This is a genomic window from Halomonas binhaiensis, from assembly GCF_008329985.2.
In the GTDB taxonomy this organism is placed as follows: Bacteria; Pseudomonadota; Gammaproteobacteria; order Pseudomonadales; family Halomonadaceae; genus Halomonas; species Halomonas binhaiensis.
This window is the reverse complement of record NZ_CP038437.2, coordinates 3,149,118-3,164,461: the sequence shown is the minus strand read 5'-3', so window position 1 is coordinate 3,164,461 and position 15,344 is coordinate 3,149,118. Positions and strand designations below refer to the sequence as shown.

At 57.0% G+C, this 15,344-nt stretch carries 11 protein-coding genes; 4 read left to right on the top strand and 7 right to left on the bottom strand.

Translation table 11 applies throughout. From position 1 onward, the window contains the following. Window position 1: 1 nt before the first annotated feature. From E4T21_RS13865 to E4T21_RS13855, 3 genes are all read right to left on the bottom strand, one after another. Window positions 2–1,393, bottom strand: a complete 1,392-nt coding sequence (locus E4T21_RS13865; protein WP_149285629.1) for an NAD(P)/FAD-dependent oxidoreductase — start codon at window positions 1,391–1,393, stop codon at window positions 2–4. A 313-nt stretch (window positions 1,394–1,706) separates the two neighbouring features. Further along, window positions 1,707–2,735 (bottom strand): CmpA/NrtA family ABC transporter substrate-binding protein, encoded by a 1,029-nt coding sequence (locus E4T21_RS13860; protein WP_149285628.1) that lies wholly within the window; start codon window positions 2,733–2,735, stop codon window positions 1,707–1,709. Then, complete coding sequence (locus E4T21_RS13855; RefSeq protein ID WP_149285627.1) at window positions 2,732–3,325, bottom strand: ANTAR domain-containing response regulator; 594 nt, start codon at window positions 3,323–3,325, stop codon at window positions 2,732–2,734. Before E4T21_RS13855 ends, E4T21_RS13860 begins: the two co-directional genes overlap by 4 nt. Before the next feature lie 745 nt (window positions 3,326–4,070). Here E4T21_RS13855 and E4T21_RS13850 point away from each other — a divergent pair. The 3 genes from E4T21_RS13850 (at window position 4,071) to E4T21_RS13840 (ending at window position 9,513) form a co-directional block, all read left to right on the top strand. Beyond that, complete coding sequence (locus tag E4T21_RS13850; protein ID WP_149285626.1) at window positions 4,071–6,911, top strand: nitrate reductase; 2,841 nt, start codon at window positions 4,071–4,073, stop codon at window positions 6,909–6,911. Between the two features lie 118 nt (window positions 6,912–7,029). Beyond that, on the top strand, window positions 7,030–7,851 hold the full coding sequence (cobA, locus tag E4T21_RS13845) for a uroporphyrinogen-III C-methyltransferase (protein WP_149287222.1): 822 nt from the start codon (window positions 7,030–7,032) through the stop codon (window positions 7,849–7,851). A gap of 102 nt (window positions 7,852–7,953) precedes the next feature. Next, complete coding sequence (locus E4T21_RS13840; RefSeq protein WP_149285625.1) at window positions 7,954–9,513, top strand: phospholipase D family protein; 1,560 nt, start codon at window positions 7,954–7,956, stop codon at window positions 9,511–9,513. 136 nt (window positions 9,514–9,649) lie between these two features. On the opposite strand, the gene E4T21_RS13835 is transcribed toward E4T21_RS13840, so the two are convergent. The 4 genes from E4T21_RS13835 to E4T21_RS13820 all read right to left on the bottom strand — a co-directional run bounded on the left by E4T21_RS13835 (window position 9,650) and on the right by E4T21_RS13820 (window position 13,255). After that, on the bottom strand, window positions 9,650–10,084 hold the full coding sequence (locus tag E4T21_RS13835; RefSeq protein WP_149285624.1) for a GFA family protein: 435 nt from the start codon (window positions 10,082–10,084) through the stop codon (window positions 9,650–9,652). A gap of 185 nt (window positions 10,085–10,269) precedes the next feature. Continuing rightward, window positions 10,270–10,749, bottom strand: coding sequence for a peroxiredoxin (locus E4T21_RS13830; RefSeq protein ID WP_149285623.1), 480 nt, complete (start codon window positions 10,747–10,749; stop codon window positions 10,270–10,272). 137 nt (window positions 10,750–10,886) lie between these two features. Beyond that, window positions 10,887–12,242, bottom strand: a complete 1,356-nt coding sequence (locus E4T21_RS13825; protein WP_149285622.1) for an MFS transporter — start codon at window positions 12,240–12,242, stop codon at window positions 10,887–10,889. A 329-nt stretch (window positions 12,243–12,571) separates the two neighbouring features. After that, the gene (locus E4T21_RS13820; protein WP_420827743.1) at window positions 12,572–13,255 is read right to left on the bottom strand and encodes a murein L,D-transpeptidase catalytic domain family protein; all 684 of its coding nucleotides are present in this window, start codon (window positions 13,253–13,255) and stop codon (window positions 12,572–12,574) included. 201 nt (window positions 13,256–13,456) lie between these two features. Here E4T21_RS13820 and E4T21_RS13815 point away from each other — a divergent pair, with 201 nt between their 5' ends. Then, the gene (locus E4T21_RS13815; RefSeq protein WP_240349148.1) at window positions 13,457–15,229 is read left to right on the top strand and encodes a L,D-transpeptidase family protein; all 1,773 of its coding nucleotides are present in this window, start codon (window positions 13,457–13,459) and stop codon (window positions 15,227–15,229) included. Window positions 15,230–15,344 lie beyond the last annotated feature (115 nt).

Sequence of the window (15,344 nt, the reverse complement as noted above, 5' to 3'; positions counted from 1 at the left end):
GTCATGCAGCCTCCTGAGCGGCGGCGTTGTTCTTGGAGTCAGAGTTCTTGGAGTCAGAGTTCTTGGAGTCAGCGTGAGCGGGACCTGCGAATTCACCATGGGACTCGCGGATCTGGTGCTGTGTCAGTCGTTCGGTGAGCAGAGCTTCGGTATCTGCCTGTCCCAGCAGTAATGACTGGCGTACGCCGTCAAGGTGAGTGGCATCTTGGGCAAGCTGGAACAGCCAGGGGCCCATGCGGGTATCTCCGTACAGCACGGCGCCTTCCAGGCGTCCGGCATGCAGCAGCAGACGGCGATACTCCCCTTGCTCGGGATCGTGGTAGCTGAGCACTTCGTGGTGCGGTGCCGCATCAGTAGGACCGAAGGCGTACAGCGATATGCCGGAAATCTTGAGCTTGGTGGCGCTGTCCTGGTCGCGATAAGGCTCTCCAGGCTGACCGCATAGACGCTTGGCCAGTACGTCCACCTGACGCCAGATGGGATCGACGAGACCGTAAGTGGAGTTCTGGAACTGACAGCACTCACCCAAGGCCGAGATATCAGGGTCGGAAGTGGCCAGGTATTCATCGACGAGAATGGCATGCTGGCAGTCGAGACCAGCATCAAGTCCCAGCTCTATGTTGGGAGTGATACCTGCGGCAATGACCACCTGGTCCGCTGCGATGACGTCAGTCCTCCCGGCTAGACGGATACCACATACCTGGCCCTGATCATTGCCGATGATTTCTGTGGGATCCGCTGCGGTGATGATGTACAGCCCGCGGGATTCGAGCTCCCGGGTCAGCATCCTGGCGGCAGTGGTATCCAGTTGGCGATTCATCAAGCGGTCGCTGCGCTGCAGGACAGTGACTTGCATACCGCGCTTACGCAGGCCTTCGGCGGCTTCCAGGCCGAGCAGGCCGCCGCCGATAACCACCGCAGCACCGCCTTTTCTGGTGTTGCTGGCAAGGTTCTCGGCATCTTGAAGATCACGAAAACCACCAACGCCCTTGAGCTTGAGTCCTGCCAGTTCAGGCATGAAGGAACGTGAGCCAGTGGCGATCACCAGGTGGTTGTAATCGATCACTTCACCATTGGCGCAATGCAGCTGGTGGCCAGCACGATCGATAGTGGTGGCACGCAATCCCTGGCGGGTCTCGACATGGGGGGCTGCATGAACCTCTTCTGGCTGACCTGCTGCGGAACTAGGCAGGAGAAGGCCTGCATGATCGATTTCACCCGCCAGCCAGGGCGATAACATGATGCGGTTGTAGGCGGCACTGTGCTCTTCACCGATTACCGTGATGCGTGAAGGAGCGCCTGGCAGTTTGCGCAGACTTTCGACCAGTCGGTGAGCTGCCATGCCGTTGCCGACGATAACCAGGTGTTGGTGCAGCACAGGAAAGTGGTTCATGGATAGCCTCCAGAAACGGCAAAGACGTCTCGCATCCCCTTCTTCGGGAATACAGAGACGTCTTTGTCTATATATATGCAGGGTCATCCTGCCTTCGGGAAGCGATCGCCGTTGACCGCAAGTGGAACGATGTCCGGTTATTGATGTGATTCTTCTAGCGAGATGTGGGCCAGATATGAATCTATTGTTTATAAAACAGTTATATACCCGGTAGTAGCTGCATGGAGCGATGCACTGTGCCGTTCATGTGTCACCAGAACGGCACATCATTGGTGCATGGTTCCACGGTGTTGCACGTTGCTGTAACGATGCTCTACAGGAGCGGCCGATAGCAGCGTGCCAGTACCTCCGGGTCCAGGCGGTTGCCCCGGGACTCGGCCAATGGCCTCATGTGCGCGGCCATGACAGCAAAGGCCTCAGGGTGGGGCGACAGGCGAGTCAAGTACTGCATGGTTGGTGCCTGACCGAGCGGCAATTTATCCAGATGACTGACGTGACGGTCCAGATAGGGGGGCAGCGCCAACCATTGCAAGGTTTGTTGCTGGGCATCTTCGCCACTATCGAGCCAGTCAGCAGCGGCCTGTATGGCTCGTAGCAGGGCGCTCAGGGTCTCGGGGTAACGACGTGCCCAGGAAGCTGTCACGCCAAGCACCTTTTCCGGGTGCCCCGGGAACAGGTCTGCTCCATTGGCCACGATGCGCCCTATGCCATGGTGCTCGGCCAGGCTGCCCCAGGGCTCTCCAACGCAGAAGCCATCAATCTGGCCTTCATGCAGGGCATCCACCATACGTGCCGGTGGCAGGGCAATCAGCTCTACATCGCTATCCGGATCGACGCCGCCTCGCTCCAGCCATGCTCGTATCTGCAAGTGCTGCCAGGAATAGGGGTAGACCATGGCCAGGCGTGGCGGTGTGCCACGATGGTGGATCAAGCGATCGGACAGCAGATCGCGTAAGGCCCTGGCGTTGCGTGCAGGGTCGTTTGGGTCTGGCGGTGCCATGCCTTCGGCATAACGGTTGGAAAGCACCAGCGTGTTGCCGTGGGTGCCCAGCACGATAGGAGCCAGGGTTTCACAGGGAGCGCGAGACATGCCCAGGCTCATTGCCAATGGCATGGGGGCGAGCATATGCGCGCCATCCAGGAATCCTGCCGCAACCTTGTCGCGCAGCGTCGACCAGGCGTTTTCCCGGGAAAGATTGACGTCCAGCCCTTGTGCGGCGAAGTGACCACCTTCCCGGGCAATGATCAGCAAGGCGGCATCGATCAGTGGTATGAAGCCCAGCGTCAAGGTGTCGATCTCGGGAGGGCGGGGTGTCGCGATAAAGGTGTTGGCTTCGCTCATAGTCCTTTCTCCAGGCGTTCCAGGATGTCGATAACGCTGTCGGCAACATCCGCGATGCGTTGACCACGATCCATGGCCAGCTTGCGCAGCATGCGATAAGCCTGTTCCTCGTCGCAGCTCTGATGCTTCATCAACAGGCCCTTGGCCCGCTCGATGCGTTTGCGTTCGGCGAGCTGGTTGCGGGCCCGATCCAGCTCCTTGCGCATGGACTGGAAGGACTCGAATCGTGCTATGGCGACATCCATGACCGCCTTTACTCGGCCGGCCACCAATCCGTCGACGACATAGGCGCTGACACCGGCCTTGAGTGCTGCCTGCATGGAGTCAGGATCATGCTGATCGGCAAAGAACACCACCGGGCGAGGATTTTCACGATGCAGTAGCGACATGCTGTCCAAGGTGTCACGGTCGGGAGATTCCATGTCGATGATCACGACATCAGGGGAGTGACGGGCGACCATTTCATTCAAGCTGGCAGGGCTGGAAAGCCGGCAGATTACTTCGTGACCTTCCTGGCACAAAGCCTCTTCGACCATGGCGGCACGAACAACCTCTTCATCTACCAGCAGCACTTTCAATGGCAGGGGCATAGGTATGGCTCATATCTAGAAAGTTGCGGTCAGCGGCGTCTGCCTTGTTGTTACATCGTTGCGTTGCATCGCCGGATGATGTCCATGACCTTGTTGATCTGCATGTGCTCTGCAAGAAGTGTTCCAGCTTTTCCCTTCCTTGCCTTTTTATAGCGATATGCTGTGTGGCATCCATCGAAAAAGATGATGCAACAGTGATGCAATGAATGGGGTGCAGAGAAAGGGAGTCAAAAGAAGAGAGTCAGGGGAAGAACGTCAGAATAAGAACGTACAACAGTGCTGGACCATGGGATGAGAGTGGAAGCTGCACCTTGGTGGTGCGCTGGACATGAAGGCAGGGGGCATATGGTGCAATGCAGTATCGAGACACGTCGTGGGAGAGATGGATAGAGGAGCGGAAGGACGGATTGGGCTTATCTGAGAGAAAATTTGGCACGAGGTTTGCTTAAACTTAAGCAGCATCCGTCAAGTCAGCTATTCAGAACGGCTCTTCGATTCAGCTCTTCGATTTAGCGCTTCACGATAGCTCATCACGATAACAGCAGGTAATCGCGGCAGGGGAGCCAGAAGAGGCTCTCCTTCGGTCGGGCAATGGCGTCCACCCATTCAAGTCATGTCAGCAATGCTGGCGGCCTGGAGGGTGGGCGCTTTCGTTTATGGGCTCTGAACCACTTGGCCCATTGTTTTTCCCGCAATACCTGTATCGCACTTATCGGTTTCTAACCAGGCTCTGAGGACAGTGAATATGGCGCAGCTCAACCTGACAACCTGCCCCTATTGTGGCGTGGGTTGTGGTATCGAGGCTCAACTGGAAGAGGGGCGAATCGTCGACGTGAAAGGAGACAGCGAGCACCCTGCGAATTACGGTCGCCTATGTGTAAAGGGCTCCGCCCTGGCAGAAACGCTCGGGCATCATGGGCGCCTGACTCGCCCTCGGGTTGATGGCGTGGAGGTGGACTGGGACACCGCTTTGGCGTCGGTGGCGTCACGTCTACACACGGCACGCGAGGCGCACGGTAACGAAGCGCTGGCGGCTTATCTTTCTGGACAACTGCTGACAGAGGATTACTACGTCGCCAACAAGCTGTTCAAAGGGTTCCTCGGAACCCCTCACCTGGATACCAACTCTCGTTTATGCATGGCATCTGCAGTTGCCGCCTATAAACGCTCTCTTGGTGCTGATGCAGTGCCATGTAGCTATGAAGACATCGAGGATGCGGAGCTGGTGGTCCTGGTGGGATCCAACCTGGCCTGGAATCACCCGGTACTGTTTCAGCGTCTGCGCGTGGCCAAGAATCGCAATCCCCTGATGCGAGTAGTCGTGATCGACCCTAGGGTGACCGATAGCTGTGAGCTGGCCGATCTGTATCTTGGTATTCGCCCTGGTTCCGATGCTCGTCTGTTCAATGGCTTGCTGGCTTGGATGGCGAAGAAGAAGCGTCTTAACCAGGTCTTTGTGGAGCGTTTCACTACAGGGTTGGAGGAGGCTCTGGCGGCAGCTCAGGAAGATGATGCAAGTGTAGAGGCGGTGGCCAAAGATTGTGATGTGGACGCCGAACGCCTGGAAACCTTCTATTACTGGTTTGCCAGCCAACTGCATGTGGTAACGCTTTATTCCCAGGGCATCAACCAATCCACCAGTGGCACTGAAAAGTGTCATGCCATCATCAACTGCCACCTTGCCGGTGGCAAGATCGGGCTATCGGGAGCTGGGCCGTTTTCCATCACTGGGCAGCCTAATGCCATGGGCGGGCGTGAAGTCGGAGGCCTGGCCAACCAACTGGCTGCCCATATGGATTACGAGCACCCAGGGGCCATTGAACGGGTGACGCGCTTCTGGAGTACGCCATCGCTGGCGCCGTCGTTGCCCAGCAGTCCGGGCCACAAGGCCGTACAGTTGTTCGATGCCATTGAGCGTGGCGAGGTCAAGGCGCTATGGATCATGGCGACGAATCCTCTGGCCAGCCTGCCCGATGCCAACCGGGTGCGTGCTGCCATCGAGCGTTGTCCGCTGGTGATTGTCTCTGAATGCATGGCGGATACGGATCTCGTGGCAATGGCCGATATCGTGCTGCCTGCCAGTGGCTGGTCGGAGAAAGATGGCACTGTGACCAATTCCGAGCGGCGAATTTCCCGCCAGCGCGGCTTGTTGTCGCCTCCGGGGGAGGCCCGCCATGACTGGTGGATCATCAGCCGCGTAGCGGAACGCATGGGCTATGGCGAAGCGTTCTGTTACCAGCATCCGTGGGAGATCTTCGATGAACATGCACGTTTATCTGCTTTCGAGAATGATGCTGAGCATCAACTGCGCCTGTTCAACCTCTCCGGATTAGTAGGGCTTGGTCATGAAGGTTATGACGCACTCAAACCGATCCAGTGGCCGGTGACGCCAGAGGCCCCACGGGGCACTGCACGCCTTTTTGAAGATGGCATTTTTGCTACGGCGACTGGCAAGGCACGCATATGGCCGGTGAAGCCTCAGGGCCCTCAGCAGGCATTGAGCAAAGCGTTCCCATTGCGCCTGAATTCCGGACGGGTGCGTGACCAGTGGCACACCATGACCCGTACTGCCCGCAGTGCGCGCTTGATGAACCATCGTGCCGAGCCTTTCGTGGATGTTCACGAAGCCGATGCCAAGGCACTCGGTCTCAGGGAACATAGCCTGGCCTGGGTCCGTGCTGCTACCGGAGAGATGCGTGCTCGGGTACGTATTTCCCCGGCCCAGCGTCAAGGAGAGGTCTTCGTGCCGATTCACTGGACAGATCGCTTCTGTCTTGCCGGACGCGCAGGCAGTCTGTACCAGTCCCTTACCGATCCGTTATCCGGTCAACCTGAATCCAAGCATGGGGCTGTTGCACTGACCGCGCTGGACATCTCCTGGGAAGCGACATTGGTGCTGGATGATGAACTGGCTTTTGGCCTAGGAGCGGCAGAGCCCTCAGCCCTGATGAATGACCCCTCAGCTCAGATGAATGAGCCCTCAGCCCTGATGAATGAACCACCGGCTCTGGTGAATGGAGTGGCAGCACGAGCTTGCGAGGATACGGCCTATTGGGCTCGAATTCCGTTGACTTCAGGCATGCGCTGGCAGTTGGCAGGAACTCCCGAGTGCAGCAAGCGTGATTGGATGCGTTGGATATCCGATAACCTTCCCGTACCAGTGGGGCCGGTGGCACAGGATGCTTCCAGCGGCCGCCTGCGCGCCGCGGGTATTGAACATGGCCGCTTGCGCTGGTGGTTGATGGTGGGTCCCGTCGAGGAGTTGCCTGGTTTGGGGTGGCTTGTAGAACGTCTGCAGGAGAGTGCGGATGGAAAATCCATGAGTTCCGAGCAGCGGCGTCGAGTGCTGGCCGGCTGCGATGACGGTGCAGTGGACCAAGGACCTGTCGTATGTAGCTGCCATCAGGTCGGACGCACTCCCATTGTGGCGGCCATTCATAGTGGTGATGACAGTGTTGAAGCCCTGGGCGCACGTCTGGCTTGCGGTACCCAGTGCGGTAGTTGCATCCCAGAGTTGAAAGCCTTGCTTGAAGAGGAGAAAAGCCATGCGAGTGCCCGCAATGCCGCTGAAGCTCAGTTTGCCTGAGGACTCGAAGGGCGCTGTAGTCCGCCTATGTCATGGTACCGCCAGGCTGTGCCACTCCGTTGCACGCTTGGCCGTCAGCCTGCAGCAGTTTCTTGAATGCTACGCAGACAGGAACGGGATGCGTGCACCGAGCACGGTTGGCTTGAAGCCAGGGCGCTTGAAGCCAGGCAGTGTGTCTCTGGTGGGCGCGGGCAGTGGGGCGGGTGACCTGTTGACGCTAAAGGCCTTGCGTTGTCTGCAGGACGCCGACGTGGTGGTCTATGACCGTCTGGTGGGCGATGACGTATTGCAGATGATTCCCTGTCATGTGGAACAGCGCTATGTGGGCAAGGCGCGAGGTCACCATAGCGTGCCCCAGGACGAGATTGGAGAACTCATGATCCAGTTGGCTCGGCAGGGCAAGAGGATTGTGCGTCTCAAGGGCGGAGATCCTGGTGTGTTCGGTCGTATGGGCGAGGAGCTGGCAGCGCTCGACAACGCCGGCATCGCATGTGACATCGTGCCAGGTATCACGGCGGCGTCTGCGGCCTGTGCCGCTATGGGAATACCCTTGACTGACCGTGCCCATGCCCAGAGTCTGCGCTTGATAACAGCCCAGTTGTGTCGAGAGGGAGGTGGGCCGGATTGGGCATCACTGGCGCGCACGGATGAAACGTTGGTGTTCTATATGGGGCTGAACAAGCTTGAGGCCATCTGCTGTGGGTTGCGCCAGGCGGGGTTGGCAGATGACTGGCCAGTAATGCTGATCGCCAATGCCAGCTTGTCGAATCAGCAGTATTTGGTTGGAACCTTGGCGGATATGCCTGAACGGCTTATCGATACTCCGCTGCCATCACCCTGTCTCATCATGGTGGGCAGTGTGGTGTCGATGGTGAAAGAGCGTCAGAGCATGCTGATATCTCTTGCGTCTTCTAGCGTTGCTGATACGGAAGAGCACTGAAACAGGAAAAGAGCCATACAACATCAGGCAGTTGGGTAAGAAGTATCTACGGCATATATTCGTTATGCTGGCATGCCTAGCGATGTGGGTTGAGATTTACGTATGACATCCATGCCTTTATTTACCCTGCGTGGTGTGCTGGCAATTGCCCTGACTCTGATGTTGAACGGGTGTGGTGCCCTACCTTCCCTGGAAGGACGTAGCGAAACGGCATTCTTGCCTGCTGAACAAGCTCGCCATACCCGGCTGGGTGAAATGATCGATCCCCTGGAAGCCGCTCATCCGGACAAGAGTGGTCTCCATCCTCTGCGTCGTGCGCATGATGCCTTTGCTGCCCGTTTGCTGTTGGCACAAGCGGCGGAGCAGACGATTGATGTGCAGTATTACATCTGGCATGACGACCTTTCCGGTACCATGCTGTACAACGCCTTGCTCGAGGCGGCTGACCGGGGTGTTCGTGTGCGGCTGTTGCTGGATGACACCAACACAACCGGGCTTGATGAAAAGATGGCTGCCCTGGATGCGCATCCCGATATTGAAGTCCGCCTGTTCAATCCCTTCCTGGTGCGTGCGCCTCGCTTTGTGGGCTACCTGGCGGATTTTTCCCGGGCTAACCGGCGCATGCATAACAAGTCCTTCACGGTAGATAATCAGGCTACTGTTATCGGTGGACGCAATGTGGGGGACGAGTATTTTGGTGCCAGCGATGACATTGCGTTTGCCGATCTCGATGTCGTGGCCATCGGCCCTGTGGTGCAACAGGTCTCCGAGGATTTCGATCGCTATTGGGCCAGCCAATCAGCTTATCCCGCGAGCCGAATGATTGATTCTGTGGGGCGTCCTGGCCTGGCGCGCTTCCAGGCCGAGACACGGGCTGTGATGGCATCGCCAGCTGCTCACGAATATCGCCAGGTACTGGAACAGAGCGATCTGGTGCAGTCGCTGAATGAAGGTACATTGGAGCTGGTATGGGCGAAGACGACCTTGGTCAGTGACGACCCCTCCAAGGGGCTGGGGCTTGCCAGTGATGATGATCTGCTGATGGAGCGTATGCGGAAGCTGCTGGGTTGGCCGGAAAAGAGCGTGGAGCTGGTATCGCCATACTTTGTGCCAGCAGAAATGGGCACGCAGATGTTCACCGACATGGAGAAGGAAGGGGTCCAGGTCACCATTCTGACCAACGCATTGGAGGCCACGGATGTTGCAGCGGTGCATGCCGGTTATGCCAAGCGGCGCCGCGCATTGCTGGAAGCGGGAGTGCGCCTTTTCGAATTGAGGCGTTCGCCGTCGGCGCCTGAGCGCAGTGAATCTGCAGGCCCCTTTGGCAGTTCTGGCGCTAGTCTGCACGCCAAGACCTTTGCCGTGGATGGTGAGCGCTTGTTCGTTGGCTCCTTCAATTTTGACCCACGCTCGGCCAAGCTCAACACTGAGCTGGGTTTTGTCGTGGAGAGCCCCGAGCTGGCTCAGGAAATGGCGCGTGTGTTCAATACCGATGTCATCGACAACGCCTATGAGGTCAAGTTGGACGATGATGGGAGCATGTACTGGCTGGAACGTACTCCTGAAGGCGTGTTTCGTTATGATGGTGAGCCCAATGTGGGCATCTTCCGCCGAGCCTTGGTATCGGTGGTTTCCATCCTGCCGGTGGAGTGGATGCTGTAGGCTTCCTGGTTCCTTGGGAAATCAAAGCCCCGAAACGCCGGATGAAGCAAGCCGTGTAGCAGATAAAGAAAGAACCGGGAGAAGGTTCTCCCGGTTCTTTCTGCAGGATTTGGCGCAGCATGCCTGGCATACCCTGTCAGGAGTGATTCTGTTCCTTGGTGAAGGCTTCGAACACTTCTTGTCCTGTCATGTTCCGGGTGTCATTGGCGAAATGGTACCAGGCTGGCTTTTCGTCGATGAAGATCTGTGAGTCAAGCACCCAGTCCTCTCCTTGATCGACGAGGCCTGCGGGGATTGCATAATGCGGCTGATCCTTTAGGCGATAGTACAAGTGGGTGCCGCAGTGCCGGCAGAAGGCGCGCTCGGCCCAGTCAGACGAAGCATAGCGGCTGATATGTTCTTCCCCCTGAATCTGTACATGACTGACAGACTCCAAGGCAAGAAGAGGGCCTCCTCCCCAGGTCCGGCACATGTTGCAGTGACAGGCGCCGATGTCGTGCTTATCGGTTTCCAATTGCAGTGAAACGGCACCACATAGGCAACTTCCTTTCAATGTTCTGACGTGACTCATGGAGTGACTCCTGTTCCAGTGACCAGCACTTTTCCGTTACGTCCTTTTGCGTTGCGTGCTCTGCATTACGTACTTCGTGTTATGTACTTAGCGTCATGAGTGGACAGTTGGAACCTTAGTGCTGGAGACAGTGGCTTAGGTAGACTCACATCGCTTGTAAAGCGCGTTATAGCTTAGAAAGCGCGCTATAGCTTGGAAAGCACGGTTTCTGCGCTGGATGCCTCAATGACGCCTTTTGCACTATCCACACCCAGGTATTCCACGACACCGTCATTGACGATCATGGCGTAACGCTGGCTGCGTAGGCCCAAGCCGGCACCGCTGAGATCCTGCCCCAGGCCGATGGCATTGGTGAAGTCGCCGTTACCATCTGCCAGCATGGCCATGCTGCCGGCATTCTGGTCCTTCTGCCAGGCTCCCATGACAAAGGCATCGTTCACCGCCAGGCAGGCGATGGCATCGACCTTTTCCAGCAGTCTGTCAGCCAGGACCACGAAGCCTGGCATGTGAGTGTTGGAGCAGCCGGGGGTGAAGGCGCCAGGTACGGCAAATAGTGCCACCTTGCGGCCTGCGAAGAACTCACTGCTTGCGAGCGCTTCCGGGCCATTGGCGCCGTTGGTGTACAGCGTGACATCAGGAAGGCGGTCGCCAGTGGAAATCGTCATGGTGGTCTCCTTGAAAATTCGGGGAAATAAAATGCCGCTTCAAGGATGGCTGCTGGTCATGAGCAGTGCAATGGGGATTTGATAGTGAATGAAAGACCCGACATGAAGCCGGGCCTGAGGGTAGGGAGAAGGGGGAATCAGCGCAAGCTAAGCGAAGCGCCATCCTGCTCCATTGCCGCTTCGCGATAGGCCTCGGCTTCCTCGGCCTCGACGGCGGGAGAGAAGCGAACGACCAGAGCACACAGTGACGCTATCACCACGGCGATACCGAGATAGAACAATCCTTGCTGATATGTCAGGGATTCTGAACGAAACAGGAAGCCAGCAGCGACTGCCCCAGCGTTACCGCCAGCACCGACAATACCGGCAACAGCACCCAGCGCTCGCTTGTTGATGAAAGGAACAACCCCAAAGGTTGCACCTTCAGCCATCTGCACGAACAGGCTGAACACCAGCATGATGCCGATGGCCAGGGCCAGAACATGCATCTGCGAGAAGAACATCAGTGCGACACCTTCGCAGAGCAAGGCAATGAACAGCCAGCGTACGCGCCCTTTGAGGCCATTGTTACGCGCAAAAAGATCGGAGAAGACACCGCCCATGGTACGGGCAAAGATGTTCATCAGGCCAAACAGGCCAGCGATCAGGCCAGCGGTGGCAAGGCTCAAGTCGAAATAGTCGAAGTAGTAGATGGCGGCGATGTTATTGATGGTCAATTCGACCCCAAAGCATGCTGCATAGACCACGAATAGTGCCCAGACACGGATATCGCGGCAGGCGATGGCGAAGGTGCTGCTGGAACTGTTACCGCCATTCTCGTCACTGTCTCCGAGCTGCCCTGTGGCTCGCAGTTCCTTGAAGTTGCCATCGGGAGCATCCTGAGTGAACAGGTAGTAACCGATACCGGTGACGAACATGACAATACCGGGTACCACCATGGCCAGGCGCCAGCCCAATGTTTCGCTGACACCAAGCATCAGGAGCCCGGAGAAGATCAATGGCATCAGAATCTGGGTGGTACCTCCGCCCAGATTGCCCCAGCCGGCAGAGGTAGCATTGGCAGTGCCAACCACATTGGGCGCGAACATGATGGAAGTGTGGTACTGAGTGATGACGAAGGATGCTCCGATAGCGCCAATGGCCAGACGCGCGAGCAGGAAGGTTTCGAAATTATTGGCGAAGCCGATGCTCATCACTGGAAGCGAGCCGAGTACGAGTAGCCAACTATAGGCCAATCGGGGGCCGATACGGTCGCACAATACGCCGATGACCAAACGTACCAGCACGGTGATGGCCACGGAGGCGATGATCGTGTTTCCAACCTGTGTCTTGGTCAGGCCCAGGTCATCTCGCACCACGGCCATGAGCGGTGCAATGCCGAACCAGCCAAAGAAACAGATATGAAAGGCGAACCAGGAGAAGTGAAAGGCTCGCATTTGCGGGGTAGAGAAGTTGAACAGTCGAATCCTGTTGGCCTTGTGGCGGATGTTCATAGGGTAGCCCTTATCAGCTGACGGACGAGTTGTGCAGTCTTGTTGTCCTTCGCCGTTGAAGGTCTGGTCCGACGCACTCGTACCCTGATTGCCGAGGGCCTGGTCTACGCCTGAACACTCACTAGGTAATGAAATGCTTGAACTATAAAAAGCACAATGAGTGCCAAGACACGGTGAATGTCTGACTTTTCAGGTGGGTAGCTTGATCTGGGCTGACAGTGAGAACAGTGGTGCGATGCATCGAAGTGCATCTTCAAGCGCTATGGCGCCGAGTTGGTGCTTCCTCAGGAAAGTTTCCCGGGCAAGGAACCCGTTGCGGAGATAACGCCTCAGCGCTTCATGGCCAATTCCTGGTTGCCGGGACAATGCAGAAACCTGGAACTCGCCAGCCATGCCGGATCTGGGTAGTAGGTAAATAGGTACTGGCTGTCCTTGATGCTGTCTATCAGCGGTATGGCAATTTCGGAGCGCACAGCAGGGCAGCCATGGCTACGGCCGATGCGACCTGTCTGTTTGATGAAATCCTCACTAACGTAATCTGCGCCATGAATGACAATGGCACGTTCAAAGGCATTGTCGTTGACCCCTGGTTCCAGGCCTTCCAGGCGCAGTGAATAGCCGTTGCTGCCTTCATAGCTGTTCATGGTACGGAAAAGCCCGAGGCTTGACTGGTAACTCTCGGGGGTATTGGAGAAATTCGAGGCGATTGTGTCACCTGACCCCCGACCATGGGAGACCAACTCGTGGAAAACCAAGCGAGACTGAGCCAGATCGAAGACCCACAGGCGCGGCTCGGTGGAGGGTAATGAGAAGTCGATGATGGCTAGGCGCTGTGCATTGGGATCGGCACAGTTCAATGCCTGTGCAGCCAACTTCAGTACTTCCGGGTTGGCGGTAGGAGCCAGTCGGGTCAAGGTCCGTATCAGACTACCTGCGTCTGCCGCGGATGGGCTGTGAGGTGTGGCGGGCGAGTGCCTGGCAGTATCAGGCGCTGCCTTGCTGCCCGCTGCCAAGACAGAGGAAGCAGAAATCGCTGTAAGCGACGATACTGAAAGAAAACCAAGAATAAACAAGCCTGAAGCCTTAAGCGGTGTGCAGGGACGGCATGACATCGGCGGGCATCCTGTCGGAGATGTCGGAAAATATTGCCTCCAATTATGACAGTACGGCTCGAGATCTCCAGTTTTGACGTCAAATTTCAGGGAGATATCGCCATGTTGAACTCAACTTCACGATACATGGGATTATGCCGAGTCATATTCATCTTGTTGCTGGGACTCCTTCTGGTCCTGCTGCCTCGTATGAGCGTTGCTGTGTCGGTGGTGGATTCCAGTACTTCTGACGTGGTTGCAGAGGATCGCATCGACGCTGATTCGAGGGATGAAACGGAAAACGCAGATTCGGAGACGGGCAAGCCCCTAGAAGAGAAGTTCCTTAAAGAAACTCCCTTTAAAGAAGAGCCCGCAAGTCCCTTGGAAGCAGGTCTTGAGGACACTCCAAGGATCGTTCAGCAATTCTATGCCCAACACGACATGCGTCCGGTGTGGACCGAGATGTCGCGGGTGGAGGCTTTGGTGGAAGCCCTCGAAAGTCTTGGGCGCGATGGGCTCAATCCCGATGATTACAAGCCCGGGCAGTTAGCCGAGTCGGGCCGCGAGGCTCTCTCCAGGGGGGCTGACAGCGAGGCCAGGGTCGATTTCGAGATCAAGGCAAGCCGTACACTCTTCATGGCCATGAGTCATCTGCAGCGGGGCAAGGTCGACCCGCGACGTATAGAAGGGGGCTGGAAGGCGGAGATAGCACCACCGTCCTTTGACATGGCTGCTGTATCCCAGGCTCTGGATGCCGGCGATGTTGCTGGCGTAATGGATATGGCACAGCCGAATTTCGAACCCTATCGTCAGCTACGTAGTGGTCTGGAACACTACCGCAACATCCAGCGTGCAGGCGGTTGGCCGCAATTTCCAGAGCGCAGCAGCTCCTTGCGCCCAGGAGACAGAAGTTCGGATGTCATGCTGCTACGCGAGCGCCTGGCGATATTTGGAGAGCTGGAATTACTGGTGGCTGATGAGGGCTATTATTCGGACGTTGCGCTGTCGGCTCAGCGCCAGGCCAATGTCTATGACGCTGCCTTGGTAGACGCTGTACGCCGTTTCCAGCGACAGCATCTATTAGATGATGATGGTATCGTCGGCCCGGCAACTCGCCGGGAACTGAACATGACGGTAGGGCAGCGGATCGACCAGATTCGCGTCAATATGGAGCGAGCTCGCTGGTTGTTGCATGGTTTGCCGGACTCCTTCGTCCTGGTGGATATCGCCGGTTACCGGATCAGCTATTTTCGTCCCGATGGCGAGGTATGGCGTTCGCGTATTGTGGTCGGCCAGCCCTATCGCAAGACGCCAGCACTGCGCTCGGAAATTACCCATCTGACATTGCATCCTACCTGGACAGTGCCTCCGACCATCTACAGAGAAGACATTCTTCCTCAGGTGCGACGTAACCCTGGTTATCTGGCCAGCCGGGACATGGTGGCCCTGACGCCTTCCGGCAGAGTGCTCAATCCATGGTGGGTGAACTGGTCTTACCCTGATGGCATTATCCTGCGGCAAGCCGCCGGACCACGCAATCCCTTGGGGCGTCTTGTGATTCGCTTCCCCAACGACTATTCCGTGTATCTCCATGATACGCCCAATAAAGAGCTGTTCGATCGCCCTCAGCGTGCGCTGAGCTCGGGCTGCATTCGTGTAGAAGGCATCGAGCAGTTGGTCCAGATGCTGTTTGAAGACTCTGGTACCAAGGGGGATATTGATCGTCTTCTCGCTGACGACCGGACCCGGAATGTATCCCTGGCACAGGACATTCCCCTCATTCTTAACTATTGGACTGCGCAACCAGGGAAAAACGGTGATCTGAGTTTTCGTCCAGATATCTATCAGCGTGATGGCGCTGTACTTGCCGCCCTGGACGCGCCGGTCACCCTGTGACTCGTCATGTGCTGGAGAAGGAGAAGGAGAAGGAGAAGGAGAAGGAGAAGTCAACGCCGTCGTGGCTTCCGCTTCACGACGGCGCTGGTTCATGGGTGAGCAAGCTATGCCCGGC

Excerpts from the sequence above, each read along its gene's own strand:
- E4T21_RS13865 (WP_149285629.1), bottom strand. The coding sequence starts at position 1,393 with ATGAACCACTTTCCTGTGCTGCACCAACACCTGGTTATCGTCGGCAAC.
- E4T21_RS13860 (WP_149285628.1), bottom strand. The coding sequence starts at position 2,735 with ATGAGCGAAGCCAACACCTTTATCGCGACACCCCGCCCTCCCGAGATC.
- E4T21_RS13855 (WP_149285627.1), bottom strand. The coding sequence starts at position 3,325 with ATGCCCCTGCCATTGAAAGTGCTGCTGGTAGATGAAGAGGTTGTTCGT.
- E4T21_RS13850 (WP_149285626.1), top strand. The coding sequence starts at position 4,071 with ATGGCGCAGCTCAACCTGACAACCTGCCCCTATTGTGGCGTGGGTTGT.
- cobA (WP_149287222.1), top strand. The coding sequence starts at position 7,030 with ATGCGTGCACCGAGCACGGTTGGCTTGAAGCCAGGGCGCTTGAAGCCA.
- E4T21_RS13840 (WP_149285625.1), top strand. The coding sequence starts at position 7,954 with ATGACATCCATGCCTTTATTTACCCTGCGTGGTGTGCTGGCAATTGCC.
- E4T21_RS13835 (WP_149285624.1), bottom strand. The coding sequence starts at position 10,084 with ATGAGTCACGTCAGAACATTGAAAGGAAGTTGCCTATGTGGTGCCGTT.
- E4T21_RS13830 (WP_149285623.1), bottom strand. The coding sequence starts at position 10,749 with ATGACGATTTCCACTGGCGACCGCCTTCCTGATGTCACGCTGTACACC.
- E4T21_RS13825 (WP_149285622.1), bottom strand. The coding sequence starts at position 12,242 with ATGAACATCCGCCACAAGGCCAACAGGATTCGACTGTTCAACTTCTCT.
- E4T21_RS13815 (WP_240349148.1), top strand. The coding sequence starts at position 13,457 with ATGTTGAACTCAACTTCACGATACATGGGATTATGCCGAGTCATATTC.